This is a genomic window from Pseudorhodoferax sp. Leaf267 (assembly GCF_001422405.1).
Classification (GTDB): domain Bacteria; phylum Pseudomonadota; class Gammaproteobacteria; order Burkholderiales; family Burkholderiaceae_C; genus Pseudorhodoferax.
In genome coordinates, this window is the sequence record NZ_LMMV01000022.1 from 185067 (window position 1) to 209618 (window position 24552).

Below are 24552 nucleotides of genomic sequence, written 5' to 3' on the forward strand. Positions count from 1 at the left end.
GCAACGCACTGCCCGCGATGCCAGCAGGCATCTGCTATGGCGGGTCGAAAGCCAGATTCCATGCGCTCTGGCGGCCGGTTTCGCCCGCGCGGGCGCGCCGTCAGTGGCTCGGCGCCGCCCTATCTTTTCAGTCCTGGCGTATCCCTGTTGCCTGGGCGGGAAAGACGCGGGCCGGCCAGCCGGTCGATTGCTGCAATGCCGCCCAGTCGAAGCCCGGTCCTGGATCCTGCTTGCGGCCCGGTGCCACATGCTCGTGCCCGGCCACGTAGGCGATCGGGTAGTGGTGCGCGAGCGCCGTGCACAGGCTGGCCAGGGTCTCGTACTGGGCCGGTTCGAAGGGCCCGCCTTCCAGGCCTTCGAGCTCGATGCCGATGGAGTCGTCGTTGCACTCGTCGCGGCCGCGCCAGTGCGAGCGGCCGGCATGCCAGGCGCGCTGATCGCAGTCCACGAACTGCCACAGCTCGCCCTGGCGGCGGATGTAGAAATGCGCGGAGACCTGCAGGCCGCGAATCTGCGCGAAGTACGGGTGCGCGTCCCAATCGAGCCGGTTGTCGAACAGCTCCATCACTTCGTTGCCGCCGTACACGCCGGGTGGCAGGCTGATGGAATGCACGACGAGCAGGTCCACCTGCGCGCCGGCCGGCCGTGGGCCGAAGTTCGGAGAGGGATGGCGCCGTGCGAAGCGGTACCAGCCGCCGTCCCACAGCGCTGCGGCGGCGGGCTCAGTGCGCATCGTCATGCGGCTCGTTGTCCTGCGGCGCCGCGATGTTCAGGCGCGCGATGCGGTAGCGGATCTGGCGCAGCGACAGGCCCAGCCGCGCGGCCGTGGCCGTGCGGTTGAAGCCGGTCTCGTGCAGCACGCGGGTCAGGATCTCGCGCTCTTGCTGGTCCAGATAGGCCTGCAGGTCGCTGGGCGTGCCGCCGGGCGGGGGCGGTGCGTCGGCGCCGGGCGCGTCCTGCAGCGGCATGCCGTCGCTGGACGCGAAGTCGGCATCGAGCTCGTCGCCCTCGCTCATGGCCACGGCGCGGTGCAGCAGGTTCTCCAGCTCGCGCACGTTCCCGGCCAGGGGATGGTGCTGCAGCTCGTGCAGCAGGGCCGGCGACGGGGGTGGCACGGGCATGCCGGACTCGTGTGCGATGCGCGCGAGCAGAGCCTGGCACAGCGCAGGCAGGTCCTCGCGGCGCTCGCGCAAGGGCGGCACCACGATCTCGATCACGTTGAGCCGGTAGTACAGGTCCTGACGGAAGCGGCCGGCCTTGACGTCTGCGGCCAGGTCGCGGTGCGTGGCGCTGACGACGCGCACGTCTACCGGGTCCTCCTGCGTGGAGCCCAGGGGCCGCACGCTGCGTTCCTGGATGGCGCGCAGCAGCTTGGACTGCATGGGCAGCGGCAGGTCGCCGATCTCATCGAGGAACAGCGTGCCGCCGCGTGCGGCCTGGAAGTACCCCAGACGGTCGGCCACCGCGCCCGTGTAGGAGCCCTTCTTGGCGCCGAAGAACTCGGCCTCCAGCAGGTTCTCGGGGATGGCGCCGCAGTTCACGGCCACGAGCGGCGCGGCCGCGCGGTGGCTGCTGGCGTGCAGGGCCTGGGCCACCAGTTCCTTGCCGGTGCCGGACTCGCCGCGCACCAACACCGGCGCCATGCTGCGCGCCACCTTCACGATCCGCTGCTTGACCTGGCGCATGGGCTCCGAATCGCCGACCAACCGGTCCAGCGCGGGCAGGGCCGGCGCGCCACGCTCGGCCGGCGCGGCGCGCGGTGGGCCGTCGCCCCGTGGCGCCGTGCGCAGGGCGGCTGCGCCCTGGTCCTGGACGGCCGACGCGACCACGGCGCGGAACTGCTTGAGGTCCACGGGCTTGGTCAGGTAGTCGAAGGCGCCGGCCTTGAGCGCCTCGACCGCGTTCTCGGCCGAGCCGTAGGCCGTGATCACCACGCAGCGCTCGGCCCGTTGCTGGGTGCGCAGGGTCTGCAGCAGCGTGAGACCCAGGCCGTCGGGCAGGCGCATGTCGCTGATCACCGCATCGAAGCGCTGGGCCTGCAGCGCCGCATGGGCCTCGGCCAGGCTGCCGGCGGTCTCCACGCGGTAGCCCTCGCGCAGCAGCGTCAGTTCGTACAGGGTGCGCAGGTCCGGCTCGTCGTCGACCACCAGGATGCTGGCGGCAGGCGCCTGCGCTGGCGGCAGGGGGGAGGGGGCGGTGGAGTGGAAGGCCATGCGTGGGAGTCTCAGACCAGCGGCATTTGCGAGGAATTGCGGCGCCCGGCGCCCGTGGCGGGCTTGGGCGGCCGGAACTGCACGGAGAACTCGTTGCCCAGCGCCGTCGCACCGGCCAACTGGCGCGGCGCGCGCTGGTAACCGATGGTGGCACGGTGGCGTTCGCACAGTTCACGGCAAATGTACAACCCCAGACCGCTGGAGCGGCTCTCCGACGAGAAGAAGGGCTCGAACAGGTGCTGCTCGACCGTGTCCTCCAGCGGCGGGCCATCGCTCCAGACCTGCAGGCTGGACTGCCGTTCGGCCGACAGCTGGGTCGACACCTGGATCGAGGCCGGTCCGCCGCTCACGTAGCGCAGCGCGTTGTCCAACAGGTTCACGATCACGCGGCGCAGGTGGTCGGTGTCGAAGTCCACGGGCAGGCCGTGCGTGCCCATGCTCAGCAGCACCTGGCGATCATGGGGCGACTGCTGGGTCCAGTCGTTGCAGATGCTGCGCACGGTTTCGTCCAGCACCAGGCTGGGCGGCGAGGTGCGGCCCGGCGCGGGCACGCGGGCCACGTCCAGCACCTCGTCGACGATCTTGGACAGGCGCTGCGCGTTCTGCCGGATCATCAAGGTCAGCTGCTGCGCACCGCGGTCCTGCAGGTCTTCGGACAGCAGCGCATTGGCTTGCGCAATGGCCGCCAGCGGGTTGCGGATCTCGTGCGCGACGGCGGCCGACATGCGGCCCATGGCGGCCATCTTCTCGGTGCGCAGGCGGGCCTCGACCTCGCGCAGGTCGTGCAGGAACAGCACGCACAGGCGGTCCTGCAGCAGCCCGTGGGCCTCGGTCATGCGGGTGCGCACGCGCACCCGCCGCGTGCCCTTGCCGGCGTTGCGCAGTGTGATGTCGGCCACCTGGGCACTTTCGCGCTCGAAGGTCATCATCGCCAGCTCCAGCAGCGGCGCCCAGCCCGGCCGCGCGCTCAGCACCAGCGCATCGCGCTCTTGCAGCCCGGCTGCGCCCAGCAACTGCCGCGCCGCGGGGTTCACGGTGCGCGCGCTGCCGGCCGCATCGACCACCAGCACGCCGTCGGCCAGGGCTTCGATGACCAATTCGTTGACCTGGGTCTGCAGCCGGGCCGCATGCTGGCTGGCCAGCGCCAGTTGCTCCTCGCGCACCAGCCGCGCGGCCAGCTGGTTGGCCAGGAAGGCGACTAGCAGGTAGCCCAGGCCCGTCAGCACCGTCTGCAGGTAGCGCGCCGTGGTCTCGCCAGCGCCGCGCGCCGATCCCCACCAGGTCTCCAGCACCAGCAGCAGCGTGATGGCCGAGGCCATGCCGATGGACATCGCCCGCGTGCCCAGCACGGCCGTCTGCAGCACCGGCACGCCGAGCAGTGGCGTGTAGTTGAAATTGCTGCCGGCCTGGAACACCTGCAGCAGCGCGACGGCCAGCACGTCCAGGCCGGCGGTCAGCAGCCAGGTCGGGTCGGCCGCGTGGCGCGGCAGCCGCGGCCGCGCCAACAGGCGCACGGCCAGTGCGCTGGCGAAGTAGGCCGCGCACAGCAGCACCAGCCATGGGCTGGAGGTCTCGTGCAGCAGATACTGGCTGCCCTGCAGCAGCAGCAGCGCCAAGGCGATCGTGCTGCGCGCGGTCATGAAGCCATACCAGGCGCGCGTCATCGCCAGGTCGCCGGCTTCTTCGATGGAGGGTGTGTGCTGTGGCGCCGGGCGCCCGAACTGGGAATGGGGCGCAGCGGAGGAGGGCACGCCTCAGCCTTCGATCTGGCGCCGGTGTTCCACGCTGCAGTAGGTGCCGCGCGCGCTGCGTTCGGCGTCGGCCAGCGGCAGGTGCAGGCCGCACACGGCGCAGCGCGTCATTTCGGCCACGGCCTTGCCTGCGGGGCGCTTGCGTGGCGGCGCGGCCTGGGGTGGAGGGCGACGCGAGCGCCACAGCCAGATCCCCACCGCGATGGCCAGGATCACGATCAACAGCTTCATGCCGCCCCCCGCCCGATGATGACTTCCAGCACGAAGCGCGAGCCCACGTAGGCCAGCAGCAGCAGCCCTGCACCGGCATACAGCACGCGCACGGCCGTACGACCGCGCCAGCCGAAGCGGGCCCGGCCGAGCAGCAGCACGGCGAACGTCAGCCAGGACAGCACCGAGAACACGGTCTTGTGGTTCCAGGTCCAGGCCGCTGCGGCGGTGCCGTAGAGCGCTTCGCCGAACAGCCAGCCGGCCAGCAGGGTGGCCGTCAGCAGCACGAAGCCGGCCTGCACGAAGCGGAAGGTCAGCCGCTCCAGCGTCAGCAGGGGCACGCCGGTGAAGGAAGCGTCGGCATGGCGCATGGCACGCTCCGTGCGCCGCATCAGCCAGGCGTGCACCACGGCGGCCGCGAACAAGCCGTAGGAGGCAAAGCCCAGTGCCCCGTGCACGGGCAGCCAGGGCGACGCCGTCTCGTGCATGGGCGTGCCCGGGAACAGCAGCGCCAGCAACACGGCCAGCGCGCCGAAGCCGGCCAGCGCCCAGCGGGCGCGCAGCTGCGGGAACACATGGCTCTCGACCGCATACACCGTGAGCACCAGCCAGGCCGTGACGGACAGCGCCGGTGCGAAGCCGAAGCGCGGCGTGGACGCGAACAGCAGGCCCCAGCACAGCAGCGTGCCGTGCAGCAGCCACGCGGTGAGCAGGGCGCCGCGGCTGGCCGACAGGTTCAGGCGCGAGGCGGCGGCCGCCGGCACGGCATAGGCCACGGCGGCGGCTGCCGAGAGCAGCACGGTGGCCAGGGACGCGCTCGCTAAAATCATTTCTGCAGTTTAGCGGCTTGCCCCTTCCGGCCACGCCGGTTTCCCCCTCTTCCATCCCTGCTCTCCACCTGGAGCGAAAGACCGCCATGGCGTCCGCCCTCACCGAAAAGTTATCGCGACTGGTCAAGGAAATCCGCGGCCAGGCCCGCATCACCGAGGCCAATGTCGCCGACATGCTGCGCGAGGTGCGGATGGCCTTGCTGGAAGCCGACGTGGCCCTGCCCGTGGTACGCGACTTCATCGCGCGCGTGAAGGAAAAGGCGCTGGGCCAGGAGGTCTTGGGCTCGCTGTCGCCGGGCCAGGCGCTGGTCGGCATCGTGAACCGCGAACTGGCCGCCACCATGGGCCAGGGCCAGGCCGGCGGCGAACTCAACCTGGCGGCGCAGCCGCCCGCCGTGATCCTGATGGCCGGCCTGCAGGGCGCCGGCAAGACCACGACCACGGCCAAGCTGGCCAAGCATTTGATCGAGCGGCGCAGGAAGAAAGTGCTGACGGTGTCGGCCGACGTCTACCGACCGGCCGCCATCGAGCAGTTGAAGACGGTCACCAAGCAGGCCGGTGCCGAGTGGTTCCCGAGCACGGGCGACCAGAAGCCCGTCGACATCGCGCTGGCCGCGCTGGACTACGCGCGCAAGCACTACATCGACGTGCTGCTGGTCGACACCGCCGGCCGCCTGGCCATCGACGAGGCGCTGATGCGCGAGATCCGCGAGCTGCATGCGGCCGTGCACCCGGTCGAGACCCTGTTCGTGGTCGACGCCATGCAGGGCCAGGACGCGATGAACACGGCCAAGGCCTTCTCGGACGCGCTGCCGCTCACCGGCATCGTGCTGACCAAGACCGACGGCGACTCGCGCGGCGGTGCTGCCCTGTCGGCGCGCCACATCACGGGCGCGCCGATCAAGTTCGCCGGCACCAGCGAGAAGATCGACGGGCTGGAGGTGTTCGACGCCGAGCGCCACGCCGGCCGCGTCCTGGGCATGGGCGACATCGTGGCGTTGGTGGAGCAGGTGACGGCCAACGTGGACGTGGCGGCCGCGCAGAAGCTGGCGGCCAAGGTCAAGAGCGGCGAGAGCTTCGACCTGAACGACTTCCTGGGGCAGATCCAGCAGATGAAGCAGATGGGCGGCCTGTCCAGCCTCATGGACAAGCTGCCCACGCAGATGGCGGCCAAGGCCGGACAGGTCGACATGGACCGCGCTGAGCGCGACATCCGCCGCAAGGAGGGGATCATCCACAGCATGACCCCCCTGGAGCGGCGCAAGCCCGAGCTCATCAAGGCCACGCGCAAGCGCCGCATCGCCGCCGGCGCCGGCGTGCAGGTGCAGGAGGTCAACCGCATGCTCAACGAGTTCGGCCAGATGCAGGACATGATGAAGAAGATGAAGGGCGGCGGCCTCATGAAGATGATGAAGCGCATGGGCGGCATGAAGGGCATGCCCAAAATGCCGTTCTAAGCCACACCGACCGACCATGAAAAAAGCGCCTCATCGAGGCGCTTTTCCTTGGGGGCTAGAAACCGATCAGGCAGCGAGGGCCAGCGGCCGCAGCGGCTGGCTGGCATGCAGCCATGCGCGGCGGAGCACGGCGGGCGACCAGCTTTCTTCCGGGATCAGCAGCCAGCGCTGGCGGCGCATGGCCGAGCCCAGGTCGCTGCGGCTGGTCAGCACGCTCATCGGGATCGCCAGCAGCAGGGGCAGGCCCACGGGCAGCAGCCAGACCAGTGCGGTCGGGTCGATCATGGCGATGCCCACGGCCAGCAGGGCGACCACGCTGCTCATCGGCGCCAGGTTGCGGGCGGCATCGCTCCAGCGCAGCGCGGCGGCTTCGCGAGGGGGCGACTTCCATTCCAGCTTCAGGCCGGTCAGGGCCACCAGCACGAACAGCGAGTGGGCCAGCATGCGGACCGGCGACTGCAGCATGGCCATCACGCTCTCGAGTGCGGCGCTCTTGACGAGGCCCAGCGTGCCGCCATAGCGGCGCTGCTCGCCCTGCACCAGCACGGCGGCCATGCCCAGCAGACGCGGCAGGAACAGCACGGCCAGCGTCCAGATCCACAGGCCGACCAGCTCGGCCGGCACGGCCGACAGCGCGGCGCTGACGGAGTGCAGGCCCACGGCTTGCGGTGTGCCCGACAGCCACAGGGCCGTGCCCAGGGTCATGAAGGCCAGCCACAGGGGTGCCGACAGGTAGGACATGGCGCCCGTGATGAACATGGCGCGGTGCACACCGGCGATGCCGGGCTCGGCCATCAGGCGTGCATTTTGCAGGTTGCCCTGGCACCAGCGGCGGTCACGTTGCAGCTCGGACAGCAGGTCCGGCGGTTGTTGCTCATAGCTGCCGACCAGGTCGGACACCAGCCAGACATGGAAGCCGGCACGGCGCATCAGCGCGGCTTCGACGAAGTCATGCGACATGATGCCGCCGGCCAAGCCGCCCGTGCCCTTGATCTCTGCCAGCGCGCAATGCTTCATGAAGGGCTCGACGCGCAGGATGGCGTTGTGGCCCCAGTAGTGGGACTCGCCCAGCTGCCAGTACTGCATGCCCAGCGTGAACAGACGGCCGGTCATGCGCGAGGCGAACTGTTGTGCGCGGGCATGCAGGGTCTGGTGGCCGATGGACTGCGTGGCGGTCTGGATGATGCCGGCCTTGGGGTGCGCTTCCATGAGCTTGACCATGGAGGTCAGGCAGTCGCCGCTCATGACGCTGTCGGCGTCCAGCACGACCATGTACTTGTAGTCCTTGCCCCAGCGGCGGCAGAAGTCGGCCACGTTGCCGGCCTTGCGGTGCGTGCGGCGCTTGCGCAAGCGGTAATAGACCTCGATGGCCGGGCCGCCTTCTTGCGCCAGCACGGCGCGCAGGTCTTCCCAGGCAGCGCGCTCGGCCTGCTGGTTCTCCGGCTTGTTGCTGTCCGACAGCACGAACACGTCGAAAGCCTTGCCCTGGCCCGTGGCCAGCACCGACTCGCAGGTGGCGCGCAGGCCAGCGAATACCGTGCCCACGTCTTCGTTGCAGATCGGCATGATGATCGCCGTGCGCGCGTCGGCGCCGGTGGGCATGGCGTGGCCCTTGACCTCGTTGACCGACAGCGCATGCGGGTCGCCGCGCAGCACGACGAAGAAGCCCATCAGCGCCGTGCCGAAGCCCGACACGATCCAGGCCGACAGCAGCGCAAACAGCGACAGCTGGCCGACTTCGAGGAACACGCTGTTGTAGTCCGGCTGCACGGCAGCGAACAGGCTGGTCGCCACGCCGGAGGTCAGCAACACGATCAGCATCAGCACCATGCGGCGCCGGCTGGCGGCCTGCTGCCAGGCCTCGGTGGCCTCGGCGGCCTGGCGCGGCGCGGCCGGACGCATGCCGGGGATGGCCATCAGTGCGGCCGTGCCCAGGCTGTTCCAGAAGCCGCGCCAGGGGCGGGGCGTCATGGAGCCACGGTTCAGGGGCGGCGCGGTGACCGCATTGGGGTGGCGTTCTTCACGCAGCGCGCTGCGCTGCTGGTCCCACGAGCGTCCTGCGATCTGCCGGCCGACGCGGGCGAAATGTTGCTGGTTCATGGAGTCTTCAGGGTTGGATGAGGAGGGAGAGACGGTGCTCATATGCACTTGCTAGTGCAAACCCCATGCCAGGCTGAAAAGACTATATGAATCAACAAGTTGCGCCGATTTTTGCGGCGCCGTGGCGGCTTGGCCGCGAAACGGCCCCCAAAACCCCGGTATTTGTCGCTGAACAGCGACAGGAGGGCACGGCTGCCAGCCCGTTCCTTTCTAAATCAATGACTTAGCCCTGTCGCGGTTCAGCGACGGGCTCTGCAGAATTACTTCCTGACTCACCTTTGAACAGCCCAGGCGTCAGCTCGTGCTTCTGCATGAGCCGGTAGAACTCGGTGCGGTTGCGGTCGGCCAGGCGCGCGGCGTCGGCCGCGTTGCCGTCCGTGAGCTTCAGCAGCCCGATCAGGTACTCGCGCTCGAACTTGCGCTTGGCCTCGGCGTACGGCAACACCTCGATGGCCGGCGTGCGCAGCGCGCGCTGCACCAGCGCCAGCGGGATCAGCGGCGTCGTGGACAGCGCGCAGACCTGTTCCACCACGTTGTGCAACTGCCGCACGTTGCCGGGCCAGGCGGCTGTGGTCAGGGCCTTCAGGGCCTCGGGCGCGAAGCCCGACAGGCGCTTGCCGTACTTGGCCGCCAGCCGTTGCAGGAAATGCTGGGCCAGCAGCGGGATGTCCTCGCGCCGCTCGCCGAGCTCGGGCAGGGTCAGCGTGACCACGTTCAGCCGGTAATACAGGTCTTCGCGGAACTGGCCGGCGGCCATGGCCACCTCCAGGTCGCGGTGCGTGGCCGACAGGATGCGCACGTCCACCGGGATCGACTGGCTGGAGCCCAGCGGCCGCACGGCGCGCTCCTGCAGCACGCGCAGCAGCTTGACCTGCAGCGCCGGCGGCATGTCGCCGATTTCGTCCAGCAGCAAGGTGCCGCCGTCGGCGGCCTGGAACAGGCCCTTGTGGTTGGTCACGGCATCGGTGAAGGCGCCGCGCATGTGGCCGAACAGCTCGGACTCGAGCAGCGCCTCGGGAATCGCGCCGCAATTGACGGCCACGAAGGGCTTCTTGGCACGCGCGCTGGCGCGGTGGATGGCGCGGGCCAGCAGTTCCTTGCCGGTGCCGCTGTCGCCCAGCATCAGCACGCTGGCGTCGGACTGGGCCACCATCTGCGCCTCGGCCAGCACCTCGGCCATGCGGCCCGAGCGGCTGACGATCTCGTCGCGCCAACTCTCGTCCGTGCCGCCCTTGGGCACCGGCGCCGCAGGGGCCGAGAGCGACAGCGCCTGGGCGATCTTGTCCAGCAGGGCCTTGCCGTCGAAGGGCTTGGTCAGGTAGGTGAACACGCCGCGCGCCGTGGCCTCCACCGCGTCGGGAATCGTGCCGTGGGCGGTCAGCAGGATCACGGGCAGGGCCGGGTGCCGGGCGCGGACCAGGTCGAACAGCGCCAGGCCGTCGCGGCCCGGCAGCTGCACGTCGGACAGCACCAGCTGCGGCTGCTCGATGTCCAGCTGGTTCAGCGCAGCCTCTGCCGAGCCCACGGCGCTGACCCGGTAGCCGGCGGCGGTGAGCCGCATCGACAGCAGGCGCAGCATGTCGGCGTCGTCGTCGACGACCAGGATGTGGGCCCGTGGCGCAGTGGAGGTGGGGGCGTTGGGCATGGCCAGTTCAGGGTTGGGTGGCGCGCGGCTGGCCGTTGGGCGGCGCCGGGCGCGCCGTCAGGCTGCGCTCGATGGCCCGTACGGCTTCCAGCCGTTCGTTGAGTTGCTCGATGCGGCGCTGCTGCTCCTTGACCTGCTGGGTCTGCTTGTCCAGCAGGTCTTCCACACGGCGCTGCTCGGTGTAGCGCGCCAGCAGCAATGCCGCCAGCGGGTGCAGGCCGCGGGCGTCGTCGCGCGGGTTGGCCAGCACACGCTGCAGCAGGCCCTGGGCGCGCGCCAGATCGGCCGGCACGCGCGTCTGCCCCAGCGCCAGCGCCAGCTGCAGGTCGTCGCCGGGCTGGCGCTGCGCCTCGGGCATCTCGGACAGGCGCGCCAGCTCCTGCGCCAGCTCCTGTGGCGGCATGCGCCGCAGCCGGTCGGCCTGGGCCAGCAGGGCCACGCTCGCGCTGCGGCTGTCGGGCACGACGGCGCCGGGCAGGCCGCCCTGCACGGGCATGGCCACGGCGGCCTGCGGGGGCGGTGGCGCAGGCTCCACCACGGGCGGTGGCGGTGGGGGCGGCGCCAGCGGCACAGGGGCCGCAGGCCTGGGCGCGGGGGCCGGCGGCGCGGGCAGCGCACAGGCGCTCAGCAGCGCAGCGGCTGCCAGCACGGGCAACAGTGCAGGGAACGCGCGGGACGCGCGTGGTTCAGGGCACATGGGGTAATTCGATCCGAAAGTGGGCGCCGGGGCCGCCGGCCAACAGCGTCATCTTGCCACCATGCGCGGCGATGTATTCGTGCACGATGGAAAGCCCGATGCCGGTGCCCTTGACAGCACCTTCGGGCTGGCGCTGGCCGCGGTAGAACGGCTCGAACACGCGGTCGCGGTCGGCATCGGCCACGCCCGGGCCGGCGTCGATCACATCGATCAGCACCAGGTGGTGCAGCCGCTGCAGCCGCAGCACGATGCGCCCGCCCGGTGGCGAGAAGCGGATCGCGTTGGACAGCAGGTTGGCCAGCGCCGTGCCGATCTTGGCTGGGTCCACGCGCGCGGTGACAGGCTCGCCTTCGACCTGCACCACGAGCTGGTTGGCCCGCCACTGCAGGCGCTGCGCATCGACCTGGGCCTCGATGAGCTGCAGCAGGTCCACGCGCTCGCGCTGCAGTTGGCGCGCCTCGAACGCGGCGGCGTTGAAGCGCAACAGCGCCTCGATCTGGCTCTGCAGTTGCACCGTGTTCTGGCGCAGGATGGAGGCGATCTCGCGCTGGTTGTCGTTGAGTTCGCCGGCCACGCCTTCCTCGAGCAGCGAGACGCCCTCGCGCAGTGCCGCCAGCGGGGTTTTGAGCTCATGCGAGATGTGGCGCAGGAAGCGGGCCTTGTCCGCGTCCAGCTCGCTCAGGCGCAGCCGCAACCAGTCCAGCTGCTGGCCGATGCGGTGCACGTCGGAGGGCCCCTGGATCTCGATCGGCTGGTCCAGCCGGTTCTCGCCCAGGCCGACGATGGCACGCTCCACGCGCTTGAACGGCCGCGCCAGCCAGATGCCCAGCGCCACAGCCAGCAGCAGCGCCAGCACCAGCATGCCGATCACCTGCCGCGTGATCTGCGCGCGGCTGGCGTCCAGCTCGGTGTTGAGCGCCTGGCGGCGCTTCTCGATGGCGGCCTGCATCTGCTGGGCGATCACCACGTTCAAGGCGTCCAGCTCGCGGAATTCGCCGGCGATGTTGCGTTCGCGCTCCAGCGCCGTGTCGGGCGCGCCTTCCATGAGCCGGTCGATGGTCTCCAACTGGTTGCGCCAGCGGGCGGCCAGCGGCGGCGGCAGGTCGGCGGGCTGCAGGTCGGCCACGATCTCGCGCGCCTGGCGCGCGGCGTCGACAAAGCTGCGGCGCAGCGGGCTGTCGTTCAGGATCAGCGACTGGCGCGCCGCGCGTTCCATGGTCGCGCTGCGCTCGGACAGCGCCTGCGCCGCGCCGTTCAGTTGCAGCGTGCGGGCCGAGAAGCCCAGGCTGCGCGCCATCAGCCCGTCGAAGGTGAACACTGCGCGCAGCGCCACGCCGCCCAGCAGCACGGCGATCAGCAGGAACGCCAGCAGCAGCAGTTGCCGGAAGGAACCGCGGGGCAGCCTCACGCGAGTGCCGGGTGGTCCTGCGTGCAGACCTCGCCCCGCAGCGAATAGCTGTTCGCCGCCGTCACGCGCACGTCGATCATCTGGCCCACCAGCCGCGCGGGCGCCGGGAAGTTCACCACGCGGTTGCACTCGGTGCGGCCCATGAGCTCCGGCACCTCGCCGTAGCTGCGCTTGGCCGGCCCCTCCACCAGGATGCGCTGCACCGTGCCCACGCGGCGCGCGGCGATGGCGCGCACGTTGGCGTCGATCACGCCCTGCAGGTGCTGCAGGCGCTTCAACTTCACGTCGTGCGGCGTGTCGTCGGCCAGGTTGGCGGCCGGCGTGCCGGGGCGCGGGCTGAAGATGAACGAGAAGCTGTTGTCGAAGCCGATGTCGTCGATGAGCTTCATCATCTTGTTGAAATCGTCCTCGGTCTCGCCCGGGAAGCCGACGATAAAGTCGCTGCTCATCGCCATGTCGGGGCGGATCGCACGCAGCTTGCGCACGGTCGACTTGTATTCCATGGCCGTGTAGCCGCGCTTCATGGCCATCAGGATGCGGTCCGAGCCGTGCTGCACGGGCAGGTGCAGGTGGCTCACGAGCTTGGGCACGCGCGCGTAGGCCTCGATCAGCGGCTGCGTGAACTCGTTGGGGTGGCTGGTGGTGTAGCGGATGCGCTCGATGCCGGGGATCTCGGCCACGGTCTCGATCAGCGTGGCGAAGTCGGCGATGGCGTCGTTGCCCTTGGCAGGCGCGCCCACACGGCCCCGGTAGGCGTTGACGTTCTGGCCCAGCAGCGTGACCTCCTTCACGCCCTGGTCGGCCAGCCCGGCGATCTCGACCAGCACGTCCTCGAACGGGCGCGATACCTCCTCGCCGCGCGTGTAGGGCACGACGCAGTAGCTGCAGTACTTGGAGCAGCCTTCCATGATGGAGACGAAGGCCGTCGCACCTTCCACGCGCGCGGGCGGCAGGTGGTCAAACTTCTCGATCTCGGGGAAGCTGATGTCCACCTGCGGCCTGTTCTGGCGGGCCCGCGCGTTGAGCATCTCGGGCAGGCGGTGCAGCGTCTGCGGGCCGAACACCACGTCCACATAGGGCGCGCGCGCGATGATGGCCTCGCCCTCCTGGCTGGCCACGCAGCCGCCCACGCCGATCTGCACGCCCTTCTTCTTGAGATGCTTCACGCGGCCCAGGTCGGAGAACACCTTCTCCTGCGCCTTCTCGCGCACCGAGCAGGTGTTGAACAGGATCAGGTCGGCTTCGTCGACGTCCTGCGTGGGCTCGTAGCCCTGGGCGGCGTGCAGCACGTCGGCCATCTTGTCCGAGTCGTACTCGTTCATCTGGCAGCCGAAGGTTTTGATGAAGACTTTTTTCGTCATGGCGGTCTCGCGGGGGAAAGGGGGCGCCGGCAGGAATGCCGCCGGAGCTGGAGGAGCAATGCCTACTGCCCGTACTTGGGCAGCAGGTGGAACGGCGTCTTGCCGTCGTCCTTGGGGCGGGTGTCTTCTTCGGACGCGAAGATGAAGTTGCGCTCGCGCGTGGCGCCGGGGCGCTTGAGCGCAGCCTCCTGCTGGTTGAGCAGCCAGACCCGGTGGACCATGCCGTTGGGTTCGCGCTCGTAGTTCACGACCAGGCGCTCACCGGCGATGCTGGCCGACAGCACCAGTTCGTTGCGCGGCCCGAGGATGCGTGCGCCGGGCGACAGCCGGTCGGCGTTGCCGTCCAGCAGCACCTCGGGTGGCTGGGTGACCTGCAACACGCCACGCAAGGCGGCCGGCGGAAATTCGCGCACCTGCGCCTGTGCGGTGGACAGGGCCAGCAGGGCGGTGGCGAGTACGGGAAGGCAGCGGTTCATGGTGTTCATCCAGAGGCTGGGCGGGCGATTTTAAGTGCCAGGGCCGGGCCTGCCGGTTGGCCCTCTAAGATCGCCGCTTTTCGCGCCCAGGAGTCCACCACTTTGACGCAAGCCCTCCGCGACATCCGGCGCTGGCCCTGGCATCTGCCGGCCCATGTGCTGAACGGCATCGGCGTGGCGCTCGGCGTGTTGCTGGTGCAGCTGCTGGCCGGTGCGGCCGGCGGCACCCCGGCCGCGCTGCTGGCCGCCGGCGGCGCGATCTTCGCCAGCCTGGCGGACACGCCCAATCCGCCCCACCGCACCGGCCCGCGCGTGGCCCTGGGCGCGGCCGTCGGACTGATGGCCAGCATCCTGGTCACGCTGCTGCGCGCGCATCCGTTGGCGCTGGGCGTGCTGCTGGTGGCCATGTCGTTCTGCGCCAGCATGTTGCTGGCCTGGGGCGTGCGTGCCGGCCCGATCTCGTTCGTGCCCATACTGGCCGTGGTGTTCACGATGGCCGCACCGCCGCCCGCCGACTGGCAGACGCAGGCGGTGCATGCGGCCTGGACGGCCCTGGGTGGCGCGCTGTACCTGGCCTGGGCGCTGCTGGTGGCGCGCTGGCTGCAGCCGCGCTACCGCGCGCTGGCCCTGGCCGGGGTGCTGCATGCCACCGCCGAGCTGTTCCGCTCGCGGGCGCGCATGCTGGCGCTGGAGCCACGCGAAGCGCAGGGCGCGTTGCCGCTGCAGGACTGGATGCAGCGGCAGGTGGCGCTCGACGAGCGTCTGCAGGGCGCTCGCGACATGTTGTTCGTCGCCGCGGATGCCCCCCACGGCGCACGCCAGATCGCCTTGCTGCTGCACGCCATCGACCTGCGCGACATCCTGCTCGGCAGCGAGCTCGACCTGGACCTGCTGGGTGGCGACGCCGCGGCCGAGCGCTTGCGCATTGCGCTGGCAGGCCGCATCGACGGCACCGCTGCCATGCTGGACCGTGTGGCCCTGGCCGTGCAGCTGGACGTGCCGCTTGCGCGCGTGCCCGGCGGCGCCACGGTGCCCGATGCGCTGGACGCCTCCATCGAAGGCTTTGCGGCCGACCCGCGCCGCCGCGCGCTGGCCGGTGCGCTGCGCGACCGCGCGCGCCACCTGAGCGACGACCTGGCCCGCATGCTGGCGACCTTGCAGCACCACGCCGCACCGGCCGTGCTGCGACCGGCCGAGTTGCAGTTCTTCGTGTCGCCGCAGGGCTGGCCGCTGGCCGCGCTGCGCCCGCACCTGCGCCTGGGCTCGCCCATCCTGCGCCACGCCTTGCGCAGCGCCGTGGCGCTCGGCACGGCCTATTTCCTGGCCCTGGCGCTGCCCTGGACCTCGCACCCGCACTGGCTGGTGCTCAGCGTGGCCGTGGTGCTGCGCGGCAACCTGGACCAGACCCTGTCGCGCCGCGATGCGCGCGTGGCCGGCACGGTGCTGGGCTGCATGCTGGTGCTGCTGTTCGCCTCGCTGCAGCAGTACTGGCTGTCGGGCATCGTCTTCCTGCTGGCGGTCGGCATCGCCCACGCGTTCGTCAACGTGCGCTACCTCGTCACTGCCACTGCCGCCACCGTGATGGCGCTGCTACAGGCCCACATGGCACACCCGGCCGGCGGCTTCAACATCGGTGAGCGCCTGGCCGACACATTGCTCGGCGCGCTGCTGGCCTGGGGCTTTTGCTATGTGTTGCCCGCCTGGGAGCGGCGCGGCCTGGTGCGCCTGGTCGACCGCGTGCGCACGGCGGCACGCGCGCTGGTGCACGAGACGCTGCACTGGCCCGAGCCCGGCCAGGCCGACGTGCCGCTGCGCCTGGCGCGCCGCGAGTTCTACGAGGCCATTGGCGGCATCGCCGCCAGTGCGCAGCGCAGCCGCGCCGAGCCCGCGCGCGTGCAGATCGCGCTGCCAGCCATGGCCACGCTGCTCACGCGCTGCCATGTGCTGCTGGCCCAGTTGGCGGCCGTGCGCACCTTGCTGGAGCGCCGGCGCGACCGCCTGGAGCCCGAGGCGGCCAGGGCCTTGCTGCTGCAGGCCGCCACGGCGGTCGATCGCCTGCTGGAGCCTGGCTCTGCCGTGGCCTCGGACGCGGTGGCATCCGACACGCTCGGGCCTGCGCCCATGGTCTGGATCGAGGAGCCCGAACGTCTGCTGCCCTGGCTGGAGCGGCGGCTGGGCCTGGTGGCCGACAGTGCGGCCGGCGTCGCGGCTGCCGCGTCGGCCGTGCGGGCCGCGAGCGTGCGTGGCTGATTGCGCCGGCTTGTTCCAATTGTTGATTGCAAGCCCTTTTCGTTGTGCGTTTGTCGCGTGAAGTTGTCCCTCGCCGCCGTGGGCAAGCTTGTGGACAAGTGCGGGGCGATCTCCGCAGATCGTTGCCTGGCGCGGCTTGCGACGCAGTGCCCGGCAAATAGGCACAGCCATCAGAGACGGCTGGCCCACGCCATCAGGTGGCACAGGCTGACACGCCGCGCCCGATGCGCGGGCCACCATGAATGCACCAACTCAAAGGAGCACACCATGGGCAATGAAGACATCAACCTGGCACCGAACGCAACGGGTGCCGACCGCATCGACACGGGCTCGGACGAAGCCGTGGGCACCTGGGCGAAGCGGCTGGACGTCAGCCCGGACCAGATCCGGGAGGCGGTCGCGAAAGTGGGCGACCGGTCCAGCGACGTGGAACTGCACCTGAAGGGCAGCCGCAGCACCACCACCGACGACCGGGTGGAGGCTGCCGAGTAAGACGGCGCTGCAAGGGTCTTCGCAGCGTCCCTTCGGGGGCGTAGGTCGTGCGCGTTGTTGCTCTGCTGGAAACGATGCATTGCCGCGCAGGCGGTTTTTCTTTCGGCGCTCGGAACCTACAGTTCAACCCATCGATGAGACGCACCGAACACGGCTCATCGAGACGGGGTGGACATGGTGTCCGGCCCCGCCGATCGAGTCACCAGACCTGAAGGAACCATCATGAAGACCCAATTTTTTGCCACCGTCCTCGTCGCCGCCGTCGGCTTCATCGCCGCCCCCAGCTTTGCCGGCGACAACATCAGCGGTGAAGTCGGTTATGTACCCCCTGCGCCTGTCGCATCGACGGGCGGCCTGACCCGCGAAGCCGTGCGCAACGAGGTGCTGCAAGCCATCCGCACCGACACGCTGGAAACCACGGGCGAAGGCGCAGACATGGGCGCGGTCGCTTCGGCCAAGAGCAACCTGACGCGCGCGGCCGTCCGCGCCGAAGCCGTCTACGCCGTGCGCCACGGTCAACTGGGTGGCGGCGAAGTCTGAGCCATCGGCTGACCGCACCACGATCGAGCCGCCTTCGGGCGGCTTTTTCTTGCCTGGGCCTGGACAACGCTGCTCAGTCCTCCTGGACGCGGTCGAACACCACGACCGCCGGTTGGCCGGTGGTGCGCTGCACGCGGGCACGCACGCGCTGGCCGATGCGAACCGTGTCGGTCGGGCCTTCCACGCGGCTCATCAGTCGCACGCCTTCGTCCAGGTCCACCAGCGAGATATTGAAGTCGCCGCCGGCCTCGGCCTTGCGGCGTACGGTCCTGGCCGCATAGACGGTGCCGGTGCCGGCCGGCGCGACCAGTTCCAGTTCAGCGCTGCCGCAGTGTGGGCACAGCTCGCGCGGGAAGTACACGTGCCGGCTGCAGCCGCCGCAGCGCTTGATCAGGAAGTGGCCGGCGTCCAGCGCAGCCTGGTGTCGTGCCTGGTTGCCGCTGCCCGGCTGGGTTGAGACGGAGTGGTACATGACAGTGCGCGCCCCGCGGTGGTTGCGATGGTGCGACGGAGCATGCCGCGAGGCCGCACGGCGGGCCACCGACGTTTTTTCAGCGCAGCGCCGACGATGTGGCAGCGAAGATATTGCGCTGTCCGCAGGCATGGATGGCGCTCCTGCCGAGGCCCGCCGATCCGTCGGCCGCCAGGTTCAAGACGACCGCCGCGATACACCGTTCCGACTGCAGGCGCGCGTTTCGGGCAGCGCGGGCGGGCGCGCCGGCATCACGCGCTTGCTGGTGGGCAAGGGCCTCGGCAGCGTATCCTCGCCGGGTTACTGAAGTCCCGTTGCCCGCTTCTCGCGTTCCTGGAGATTCCATGACCCATCTGACCCGGCGCCTCGTGCTGGCCGCGGCCGTGCTGCTGCTGTCGTCTTGCGCCACCGCCCCCAGCCCCGACGGTGCCGACGCACGCCCCCCAATCGTCTTCGTGCACGGCAACGGCGACAGCGCCGCGGTGTGGTTGACGACCATGTGGCGCTTCGAGTCCAACGGCTGGCCGCGCGAGCGGCTGCACGCCATCGACATGCCGCTGCCCACCGCGCGCGACGATGACACGCGCGAACAGCCCGGCCGCTCGTCCGCCGCCGAGCACCGGGACTACCTGCGCGCCGAGGTCGACAAGGTGCTGGCCCGCACCGGCGCGCGCCAGGTCGTGCTGATGGGCAATTCGCGCGGCGGCAACGCCATCCGCAACTACATCGCCCATGGCGGCGGCGACAAGACGGTCTCGCACGCCATCCTGGGTGGTACGCCCAACCACGGTGTCTGGGCGGTGCCGATCGAGGGCCTGTCCGACCGCAGCGAGTTCGCGGGCCACGGCCCCTTTCTCAGCGCGCTGAATGCGCCCAAAAACGCGGCCGGCGACGAGGTCACCGGCCCGGTGCGCTGGATGACGGTGCGCTCGGACGGCAACGACAAGTTCGCCCAGCCCGATGGCCTGTGGATCGGCAAGCGCGGCGTGGCCACCGGCGTCACGGCCGCCGGCCCGCAGCTGAAAGGCGCCACCAACGTCGTGATCCCGCGCATCGACCACCGCGAGACTTCGTTCTCCCCTGCTGCATTCGAGGCGGCGCACCGCTTCATCACCGGGGTGGCGCCGGCACGCAGCGCGATCGCCCCCGAGCCGCGCGTGTCCTTGTCCGGCAAGGTGAGCGGGGCGGGCACCAACATCGGCCTGGCAGGGGCGCGCATCGAGGTCTTCACCGTCGACCCCCGCACGGGTGAGCGTCTCGGGCCGGCTCTCTACACCGCAGTGGTGCCCGCGGCAGGGGAGTGGGGTCCCCTGGTGACCGATCCGCAAGCGCGCCACGAGTTCGTGGTCAGCGCGCCCGGCTACGCCACCACGCACTTCTACCGCAGCCCGTTCCCGCGCTCGACCCAGGTGCTCCATGTGCGGCCCGAGCGCGTGCCCGAGGCCGACAGGGCCGCGCCTGCGCTGGCCGTGATGACGCGCCCACGCGGCTACCTGGATCCAGGGCGCGACACGATGGCCTTCGACGGCCAGTCACCACCGCCGGGCGCGCTGCCGGGCGCAGGTGTCGCGGTGTCGCGCACCAAGCCCGCCGGGCCGCCGCGCCCGCTGGTGGCCGAATTCAACGGCGAGCGTGTCGTCGGACGCAGCTGGCCGCTGGCCGACAACCACGTGACGGTGCTGGAACTGAACCACTGACGCGCGGCGGCTCACGCCGCGCACGCCACCCACTCCGACTCTCCCGCATCGTTCCCCGCTTCCTGCGCCCCCTGCACCAGGCTCATGCGCGGCAGCACCTGGCCCTGGGAGGTGTGCCCGCTGTCGCACTGCTGCGCGGCCTGCACCAGCCACTCGCGGAAGGCGGCCACCGCGGGGTTGTGCCGGGTCTGCTCGGGGCACACGAAGTAGAAGGCCGAGCGGTTGCGCAGCGGCACGTCGAAGGGGATCACCAGGCGAGCGGCCTGCAGCTCGTCGAGCACATAGTGCCGGTGCGTGAGGCCGATGCCCATGCCGGCCAGCACGCATTGCAGCACCACGGTGGCGTCCTCCAGATAGGCCTCGGCGGCGGGCTCGAAAGGCTGTTCGCTGACCAGGCGGAACCAGCGCGGCCATTCCTCGCGCCGCGCATAGGCGTGGTATAGCGTGGCCCGTAGGATGTCCTGCGGCTCGGCCAGCGCCAGCCGTTCGGCCAGCGCGGGCGTGCAGACCGGCACCATCTCCATCGGGAACAGCGCGTCGGCATGGCAGCCGGGCCACTGCCCGCGGCCGAAGCGGATGGCCGCATCCACGCCGTCATGGCCGAAGTCGACCGCCTCGCGGCTGGACGAGAGCTGCACCTCGATGCGCGGCTGCACCGCCTGGAAGCCGGGCAGGCGCGGGATCAGCCAGCGCAGCATGAAGTTGGTGTCGCCGTGCACCTTGATCACGCTGCGCTGGCGCGCGTGGCGCAGCACCTGGCTGGCACGGTCGATCTCGTTGAAGGCGCGCGTCAGCGATTCACAAAAGCGCCGCGCCTCGGGCGCCACGACCAGGTTGTTGTTGAAACGCTCGAACAGGCCGAAGCCGAGGTACTCCTCCAGGTGCCTGATGTGCCGGCTGACGGCCCCCTGCGTCACGTGCAGCTCGTTGGCCGCGCGCGTGAAGCTTTCATGCCGCACGGCGGCCTCGAATGCGCGCAGATGGTTCAGGGGCGGCATGTGTCTTCTCATGGCTTGTATCCTGTGGGCCGGGTGAGAAAGACTATACATGGTCCTTTAGAACTATCAACCCCCAGGCGCAGCGCAAGCTCCTGCCGGGGTTGGGGCAGGGGCGCGAGGGGGCGGGACAGGGGCAGGGGGCCGCGTCAGCGCTGCGCCATGGTCGGAATCCTGGAGAACGGGATGTCCTGGTCCGCCTGCATGTCGCCCGGCAGGCCCAGCACGCGCTCGGCGATGACGTTGCGCACGATCTCGTCGGTGCCGCCGCCTACGCGCTTGCTCGGCGCATCCAGGAAGGCCTGCTGCAGCCAGCCTGACTCGGGCGCCAGCGACGCGTCCATGACGGCGCCGCCCGCGCCCAGCAGGTCGAGCACGAAGTCCACGCTGTCTTGCAGCAGCTGCGGCGTGACGGCCTTGCACACGTCGGCCTCGGGGCCTGGCGCCTGGCCGCGCGACAGCGCGGTCATGACGCGCTTGCGCGTGTGGCGCACGCCCTCGGTGCGCACGTGCAGCTCGGCAAGGCGGCGGCGTGCGGCCGGGTCGGCCAGCAATTTGCGGCCATTGGCGCCGCTCGTGGCGGTGCACAGCGTGCGCAGGTCGCCGACGTCGGGGCGGAACACATTGCTCACGGCCAGCCGCGCGTGCGACAGCGCGGTCAGCGTGACGCCCCAGCCGCCGCCCACGGCGCCCAAGCGCTGGCTGTCGGGCACCCGCACGTCGCTGAGGAACACCTCGCCGAAGCTGCGATCGCCGCTGGCCTGCTGGATGGGCCGCACCAGGACGCCGGGCGACTGCATGTCGATGAAGAAGGCCGTGAGGCCGGCCTGCTTGGGCACGTCGGGGTCGGTGCGCGCGATCAGCAGGCCGAATCGGGCCAGGTGCGCGCGCGAGGTCCAGATCTTGTGGCCGTCCACGCGCCAGCCGTCGCCGTCGCGCCGCGCGCGGGTGCGCAGGCCGGCCACGTCGGAGCCGGCGCCGGGTTCGGAGAACAGCTGGCACCACATCTCCTCGCCGCGCAGCGCGGGCGGCACATGGCGCGCCAGCTGCGCCTCGCTGCCGTAGGCCAGCAGCGTCGGGATGCACATGCCCACGGTCACGTCGTACACGCCATGCGGCACGTCGTGGCGGGCCTCCTCGTCCAGGTAGATGACCTGCTCGATAGCGCTCGCCTCGCGCCCGCCCCAGCGGCGCGGCCAGGCCAGTGCAGCGAAGCCGTGCGCGGCCTTCACCGCCTGCCACTCGCGGGCGCGGGCGGTCATCTCCTCGGTGGCACAGGCGCGGGTGTGGCGGCCGGTGCCGCCGTTCCGGTCGTGCGGCGCATGCGCCTGCAGGAAGGCGCGGGCCTGGGCACGGAAGGCGGCCTCGGCGGGGGTGTCGTCGAAATCCATGTCAATGAAGCTCGGCCGCCCGAAGGCATTGACGCGTCCCCTCGTGGGGCAGCGGGCCGCGCACAGCGGGCAAGCGTGGGGGTGGGGTCATGTCAGTTCTTGCGCTGTGGGGCGGTTTTGGCGAGCTGCTGCGCCAGCCGGTCTTTCCAGGCACCCAGGCCGCCCAGGGCCAGGCCCAGGTGGCGGCCACGGCGCAGGTACAGGTGGCAGTCGGCCTCCCAGGTCACGCCCAGGCCGCCGTGGGTCTGGATGTTCTCCTTGGCCGCGAGCAGGTAGGCCTCGCTGGCGCTGATGCGCGCGGCGGCGGCCGCCTGGGGCAGCTCGGGCGCATCGTGGGCCAGCGCCCAGGCCGCGAAGTAGGCGTTGGAGCGCGCCAATTCCAGCGCGATGTAGACGTCGGCCAGCTTGTGCTTGATGGCCTGGAACGAGCCGATCGGCCGGCCGAAGGCGTAGCGCGTCTTCGCGTACGCGACCGCCATGTCCAGGCAGGCCTGGGCGCCGCCGATCTGCTCGAAGGCCATGGGCACGGCGGCGCGGGCGAGCATGCGCTCCAGCGCAGCGGGGCCGTGCGGCTGCGTGCCCAGGCGTTCGGCCGGGGCACGGTCGAACACCAGCTGCGCCAGTTCGCGCGAGGGGTCGATGCCGGCCAGCGCGGCGCGCTGCACGCCAGGGTGGTCCAGCCGCACCAGGAACAGCGCTGCCTCGCCGCCGGCATCGTGGTCCCATGCGACGACCACGGCCCTTTGCGCGGCCAGGCCGTCGACCACGGGCCATTTGCGGCCGCTGAGGCGGCCACCCCGCACGCGGCAGGCCAGTGTGTCGGCATGCGTTTCGCCGAGGCCCTCGGCCAGCGCCAGCGTGCCGACCAGGCGGCCCGCGGCCACGGCCGAGAGTTGCTCGCTGCGCTGCTGCGGCGTTCCCAGCTGGGCCACGGCGTCGGCGAACAGGTAGACGGTGGACGCGAAGGGCACGGCCGCCAGCGCATGGCCCAGCTCCTGCGCGAGCATGCACAGCGCCTCGACGCCGGCCTGCGCTCCGCCATCGTCGGTGCCGATGTTCACGCCCAGCCAGCCCAGCTCGCCCATGGTCTGCCACAGCGCCTGGTCGTGGCCGCCACAGTCCAGCAGCTGGCGGGCGGCGGCGCGGGCCTGCCGGCGCTGCAGCAGCGTGCGCGCCTCCTCGCCGATGGCGCGGGCGTCGTCCGAGATCTCGAAATTCATGGGGTCCGTCCTGCGGCGCACAGTGGGTCGCGCTGCGTGCCTGCGACTGTCCGCTCGCGGGGTGCGGACGGTGGCGGCGAGTATTGCGGTCGCCCGCGCTGCGGGCCAGCGATGAAAGGTGGGGCGCAGGCGCAGGCTTGCTCGCGCGCTCACCAGGCTTGCTCGAGCAGCTCCACGAGCGGCTCCGCATGGCGCACCGGCCGCGGGCTGTCGTGGATGCACCAGTCCTTGAGCGCCATCCGCGCGATGGCGGCGAACGCGTCCTGCGGCACAGGCAGATCGCGCAGTCGCTGCGGCACGCCCAGCGGCTCCAGCACGGCCTGCAGCACGGCGCAGACGGCCTGCAACGGATCGGCGCGTGCCGGCAGCGCCAGCGCCACGGCCAGCCGCTCCAGTCCCGGCGCGATGGCCTGGGCGTCGAAGCGCAGCACGTGCGGCAGCACCACCGCGTTGACCAGGCCGTTCTCGGTGCCGTGGCGCGCGCCGATGGCATGGCCCAGCACCGATATCAGGCCCGAGGCGCTGTGCTCGGCGCCACGGCCACACAGCACGGCGGCCAGCAGCAGCGCGCTGCGCATGTCCGGCCCGTCGTCGCGCGCGATCGCCGGCAGGTGCAGCGCCAGCAGGCGCACGCACTGCATCAGATCGGCATGCGCCAGCGCGTCGCCGACCGGCGAGACCAGCGCCTCCACCGCCATCGCCAGCGTGTTCAGGCTGGCACTGATCGCCAGCGCACGCGGTGCCGACAGCAGCAGCTGCGGGTCGGCGAAAACGGCCTGCGCGCGCGTCTTGGGATCGAACAGCGCCAGCCGCTCGCCGCGCACCGGGTCGAACACGGTGCTGCCGGCCTGCACGGCGGCGGTGCTCGGCGTGGTGGGCACCACGAACTGCGGCAGCTTGGCCGCAAGCAGCCGCGGTCTGTGCAGTCGGCCGTCGACGGTGCGGGTGCACAGCCGGCTGGCCGGCTGCTGCTCGGCCAGCAGGATGCTCGCGGCGCGCGCGGTCACGATGGCCGAGCCGCCGCCGACGGCGACGACGGCATCGGCCCGCAGCCGGCGCATCGCCTCGGCCGCGGCCTGGACATCGGGCACCGGGCTGTGCGCGCGCACCTGGTCGAACACGCCCGCGCGTTGCGGACCGCAGGCGGCGAGCACGCGGTCGAGCAGCCCGGGCTGGCGCGCCAGCGAGCCGCCGCAGACCACCACAGGCCGTGTGCAGCCCAGGCGCTGCAGCTCGCGCCCGAGCCGGCCGAGCGCGTCCTCGCCGTGGAACAGGCGCAGCGGTGCCGCGATGTGCTGGAAGGTTTGCATGGATGCTGTCCCCAAAAAAAGCGGCCGACCTGCAGCC

General features: G+C 70.9%; 21 protein-coding genes. 5 read left to right on the top strand and 16 right to left on the bottom strand.

Annotated elements, in window-relative coordinates:
- Positions 1-127: 127 nt before the first annotated feature.
- The 5 genes from ampD to ASF43_RS20725 are packed head-to-tail and all read right to left on the bottom strand — an operon-like array spanning position 128 to position 5004.
- A complete protein-coding gene (ampD, locus tag ASF43_RS20705; RefSeq protein WP_156373446.1) occupies positions 128-739 on the bottom strand; it encodes a 1,6-anhydro-N-acetylmuramyl-L-alanine amidase AmpD in 612 nt (203 codons plus the stop codon).
- Complete coding sequence (locus ASF43_RS20710; RefSeq protein ID WP_056184977.1) at positions 723-2213, bottom strand: sigma-54 dependent transcriptional regulator; 1491 nt, start codon at positions 2211-2213, stop codon at positions 723-725. The genes ampD and ASF43_RS20710 overlap by 17 nt, the downstream gene beginning before the upstream one ends.
- A gap of 11 nt (positions 2214-2224) precedes the next feature.
- Positions 2225-3964, bottom strand: coding sequence for an ATP-binding protein (locus ASF43_RS20715; RefSeq protein ID WP_235578321.1), 1740 nt, complete (start codon positions 3962-3964; stop codon positions 2225-2227).
- Positions 3965-3967: 3 nt separating this feature from the next.
- Complete coding sequence (locus tag ASF43_RS20720; protein WP_056184985.1) at positions 3968-4195, bottom strand: PP0621 family protein; 228 nt, start codon at positions 4193-4195, stop codon at positions 3968-3970.
- Positions 4192-5004 (bottom strand): inner membrane protein YpjD, encoded by an 813-nt coding sequence (locus ASF43_RS20725; RefSeq protein ID WP_056184987.1) that lies wholly within the window; start codon positions 5002-5004, stop codon positions 4192-4194. The genes ASF43_RS20720 and ASF43_RS20725 overlap by 4 nt, the downstream gene beginning before the upstream one ends.
- A gap of 86 nt (positions 5005-5090) precedes the next feature.
- Between ASF43_RS20725 and ffh the strand changes: the two genes are divergently transcribed.
- A complete protein-coding gene (ffh, locus tag ASF43_RS20730; RefSeq protein WP_056184990.1) occupies positions 5091-6461 on the top strand; it encodes a signal recognition particle protein in 1371 nt (456 codons plus the stop codon).
- A gap of 66 nt (positions 6462-6527) precedes the next feature.
- Here ffh and mdoH read toward each other — a convergent pair whose 3' ends face one another.
- The 6 genes from mdoH to ASF43_RS20760 all read right to left on the bottom strand — a co-directional run bounded on the left by mdoH (position 6528) and on the right by ASF43_RS20760 (position 14148).
- Positions 6528-8561: a glucans biosynthesis glucosyltransferase MdoH gene (mdoH, locus tag ASF43_RS20735; RefSeq protein ID WP_056184993.1), complete on the bottom strand. Its 2034-nt coding sequence runs from the start codon at positions 8559-8561 to the stop codon at positions 6528-6530.
- A 223-nt stretch (positions 8562-8784) separates the two neighbouring features.
- Positions 8785-10206, bottom strand: a complete 1422-nt coding sequence (locus ASF43_RS20740) for a sigma 54-interacting transcriptional regulator (RefSeq protein WP_056184996.1) — start codon at positions 10204-10206, stop codon at positions 8785-8787.
- A gap of 7 nt (positions 10207-10213) precedes the next feature.
- Positions 10214-10855, bottom strand: a complete 642-nt coding sequence (locus ASF43_RS20745) for a hypothetical protein (protein ID WP_162241836.1) — start codon at positions 10853-10855, stop codon at positions 10214-10216.
- A gap of 37 nt (positions 10856-10892) precedes the next feature.
- Positions 10893-12311, bottom strand: a complete 1419-nt coding sequence (locus ASF43_RS20750; RefSeq protein ID WP_056184999.1) for a sensor histidine kinase KdpD — start codon at positions 12309-12311, stop codon at positions 10893-10895.
- Positions 12308-13672, bottom strand: a complete 1365-nt coding sequence (gene miaB, locus ASF43_RS20755) for a tRNA (N6-isopentenyl adenosine(37)-C2)-methylthiotransferase MiaB (protein WP_056185003.1) — start codon at positions 13670-13672, stop codon at positions 12308-12310. The genes ASF43_RS20750 and miaB overlap by 4 nt, the downstream gene beginning before the upstream one ends.
- A 62-nt stretch (positions 13673-13734) precedes the next feature.
- Positions 13735-14148, bottom strand: a complete 414-nt coding sequence (locus ASF43_RS20760) for a hypothetical protein (protein ID WP_082498068.1) — start codon at positions 14146-14148, stop codon at positions 13735-13737.
- A gap of 102 nt (positions 14149-14250) precedes the next feature.
- Between ASF43_RS20760 and ASF43_RS20765 the strand changes: the two genes are divergently transcribed.
- The 3 genes from ASF43_RS20765 (at position 14251) to ASF43_RS20775 (ending at position 17430) form a co-directional block, all read left to right on the top strand.
- Entirely contained in the window at positions 14251-16398 is a 2148-nt protein-coding gene (locus ASF43_RS20765) for an FUSC family membrane protein (protein ID WP_056185007.1), read from the top strand.
- 267 nt (positions 16399-16665) lie between these two features.
- The gene (locus tag ASF43_RS20770) at positions 16666-16890 is read left to right on the top strand and encodes a DUF3606 domain-containing protein (protein ID WP_082498036.1); all 225 of its coding nucleotides are present in this window, start codon (positions 16666-16668) and stop codon (positions 16888-16890) included.
- Between the two features lie 222 nt (positions 16891-17112).
- Positions 17113-17430 (top strand): DUF4148 domain-containing protein, encoded by a 318-nt coding sequence (locus ASF43_RS20775; RefSeq protein WP_056185010.1) that lies wholly within the window; start codon positions 17113-17115, stop codon positions 17428-17430.
- A gap of 73 nt (positions 17431-17503) precedes the next feature.
- Here ASF43_RS20775 and ASF43_RS20780 read toward each other — a convergent pair whose 3' ends face one another.
- Positions 17504-17902 carry a Zn-ribbon domain-containing OB-fold protein gene (locus tag ASF43_RS20780; protein ID WP_056185012.1) on the bottom strand — a complete coding sequence of 133 codons (399 nt, stop codon included), beginning with the start codon at positions 17900-17902 and terminating at the stop codon, positions 17504-17506.
- A 344-nt stretch (positions 17903-18246) separates the two neighbouring features.
- Here ASF43_RS20780 and ASF43_RS20785 point away from each other — a divergent pair, with 344 nt between their 5' ends.
- On the top strand, positions 18247-19599 hold the full coding sequence (locus tag ASF43_RS20785; protein ID WP_056185015.1) for an alpha/beta fold hydrolase: 1353 nt from the start codon (positions 18247-18249) through the stop codon (positions 19597-19599).
- An 11-nt stretch (positions 19600-19610) separates the two neighbouring features.
- On the opposite strand, the gene gcvA is transcribed toward ASF43_RS20785, so the two are convergent.
- The 4 genes from gcvA to ASF43_RS20805 all read right to left on the bottom strand — a co-directional run bounded on the left by gcvA (position 19611) and on the right by ASF43_RS20805 (position 24515).
- On the bottom strand, positions 19611-20597 hold the full coding sequence (gene gcvA / locus ASF43_RS20790) for a transcriptional regulator GcvA (RefSeq protein WP_056185018.1): 987 nt from the start codon (positions 20595-20597) through the stop codon (positions 19611-19613).
- 146 nt (positions 20598-20743) lie between these two features.
- Positions 20744-21985, bottom strand: a complete 1242-nt coding sequence (locus ASF43_RS20795; RefSeq protein ID WP_056185020.1) for an acyl-CoA dehydrogenase family protein — start codon at positions 21983-21985, stop codon at positions 20744-20746.
- 92 nt (positions 21986-22077) lie between these two features.
- Positions 22078-23205, bottom strand: a complete 1128-nt coding sequence (locus ASF43_RS20800; protein WP_056185023.1) for an acyl-CoA dehydrogenase family protein — start codon at positions 23203-23205, stop codon at positions 22078-22080.
- A 149-nt stretch (positions 23206-23354) separates the two neighbouring features.
- Positions 23355-24515, bottom strand: a complete 1161-nt coding sequence (locus ASF43_RS20805) for an iron-containing alcohol dehydrogenase family protein (RefSeq protein ID WP_056185025.1) — start codon at positions 24513-24515, stop codon at positions 23355-23357.
- Positions 24516-24552: the final 37 nt, after the last annotated feature.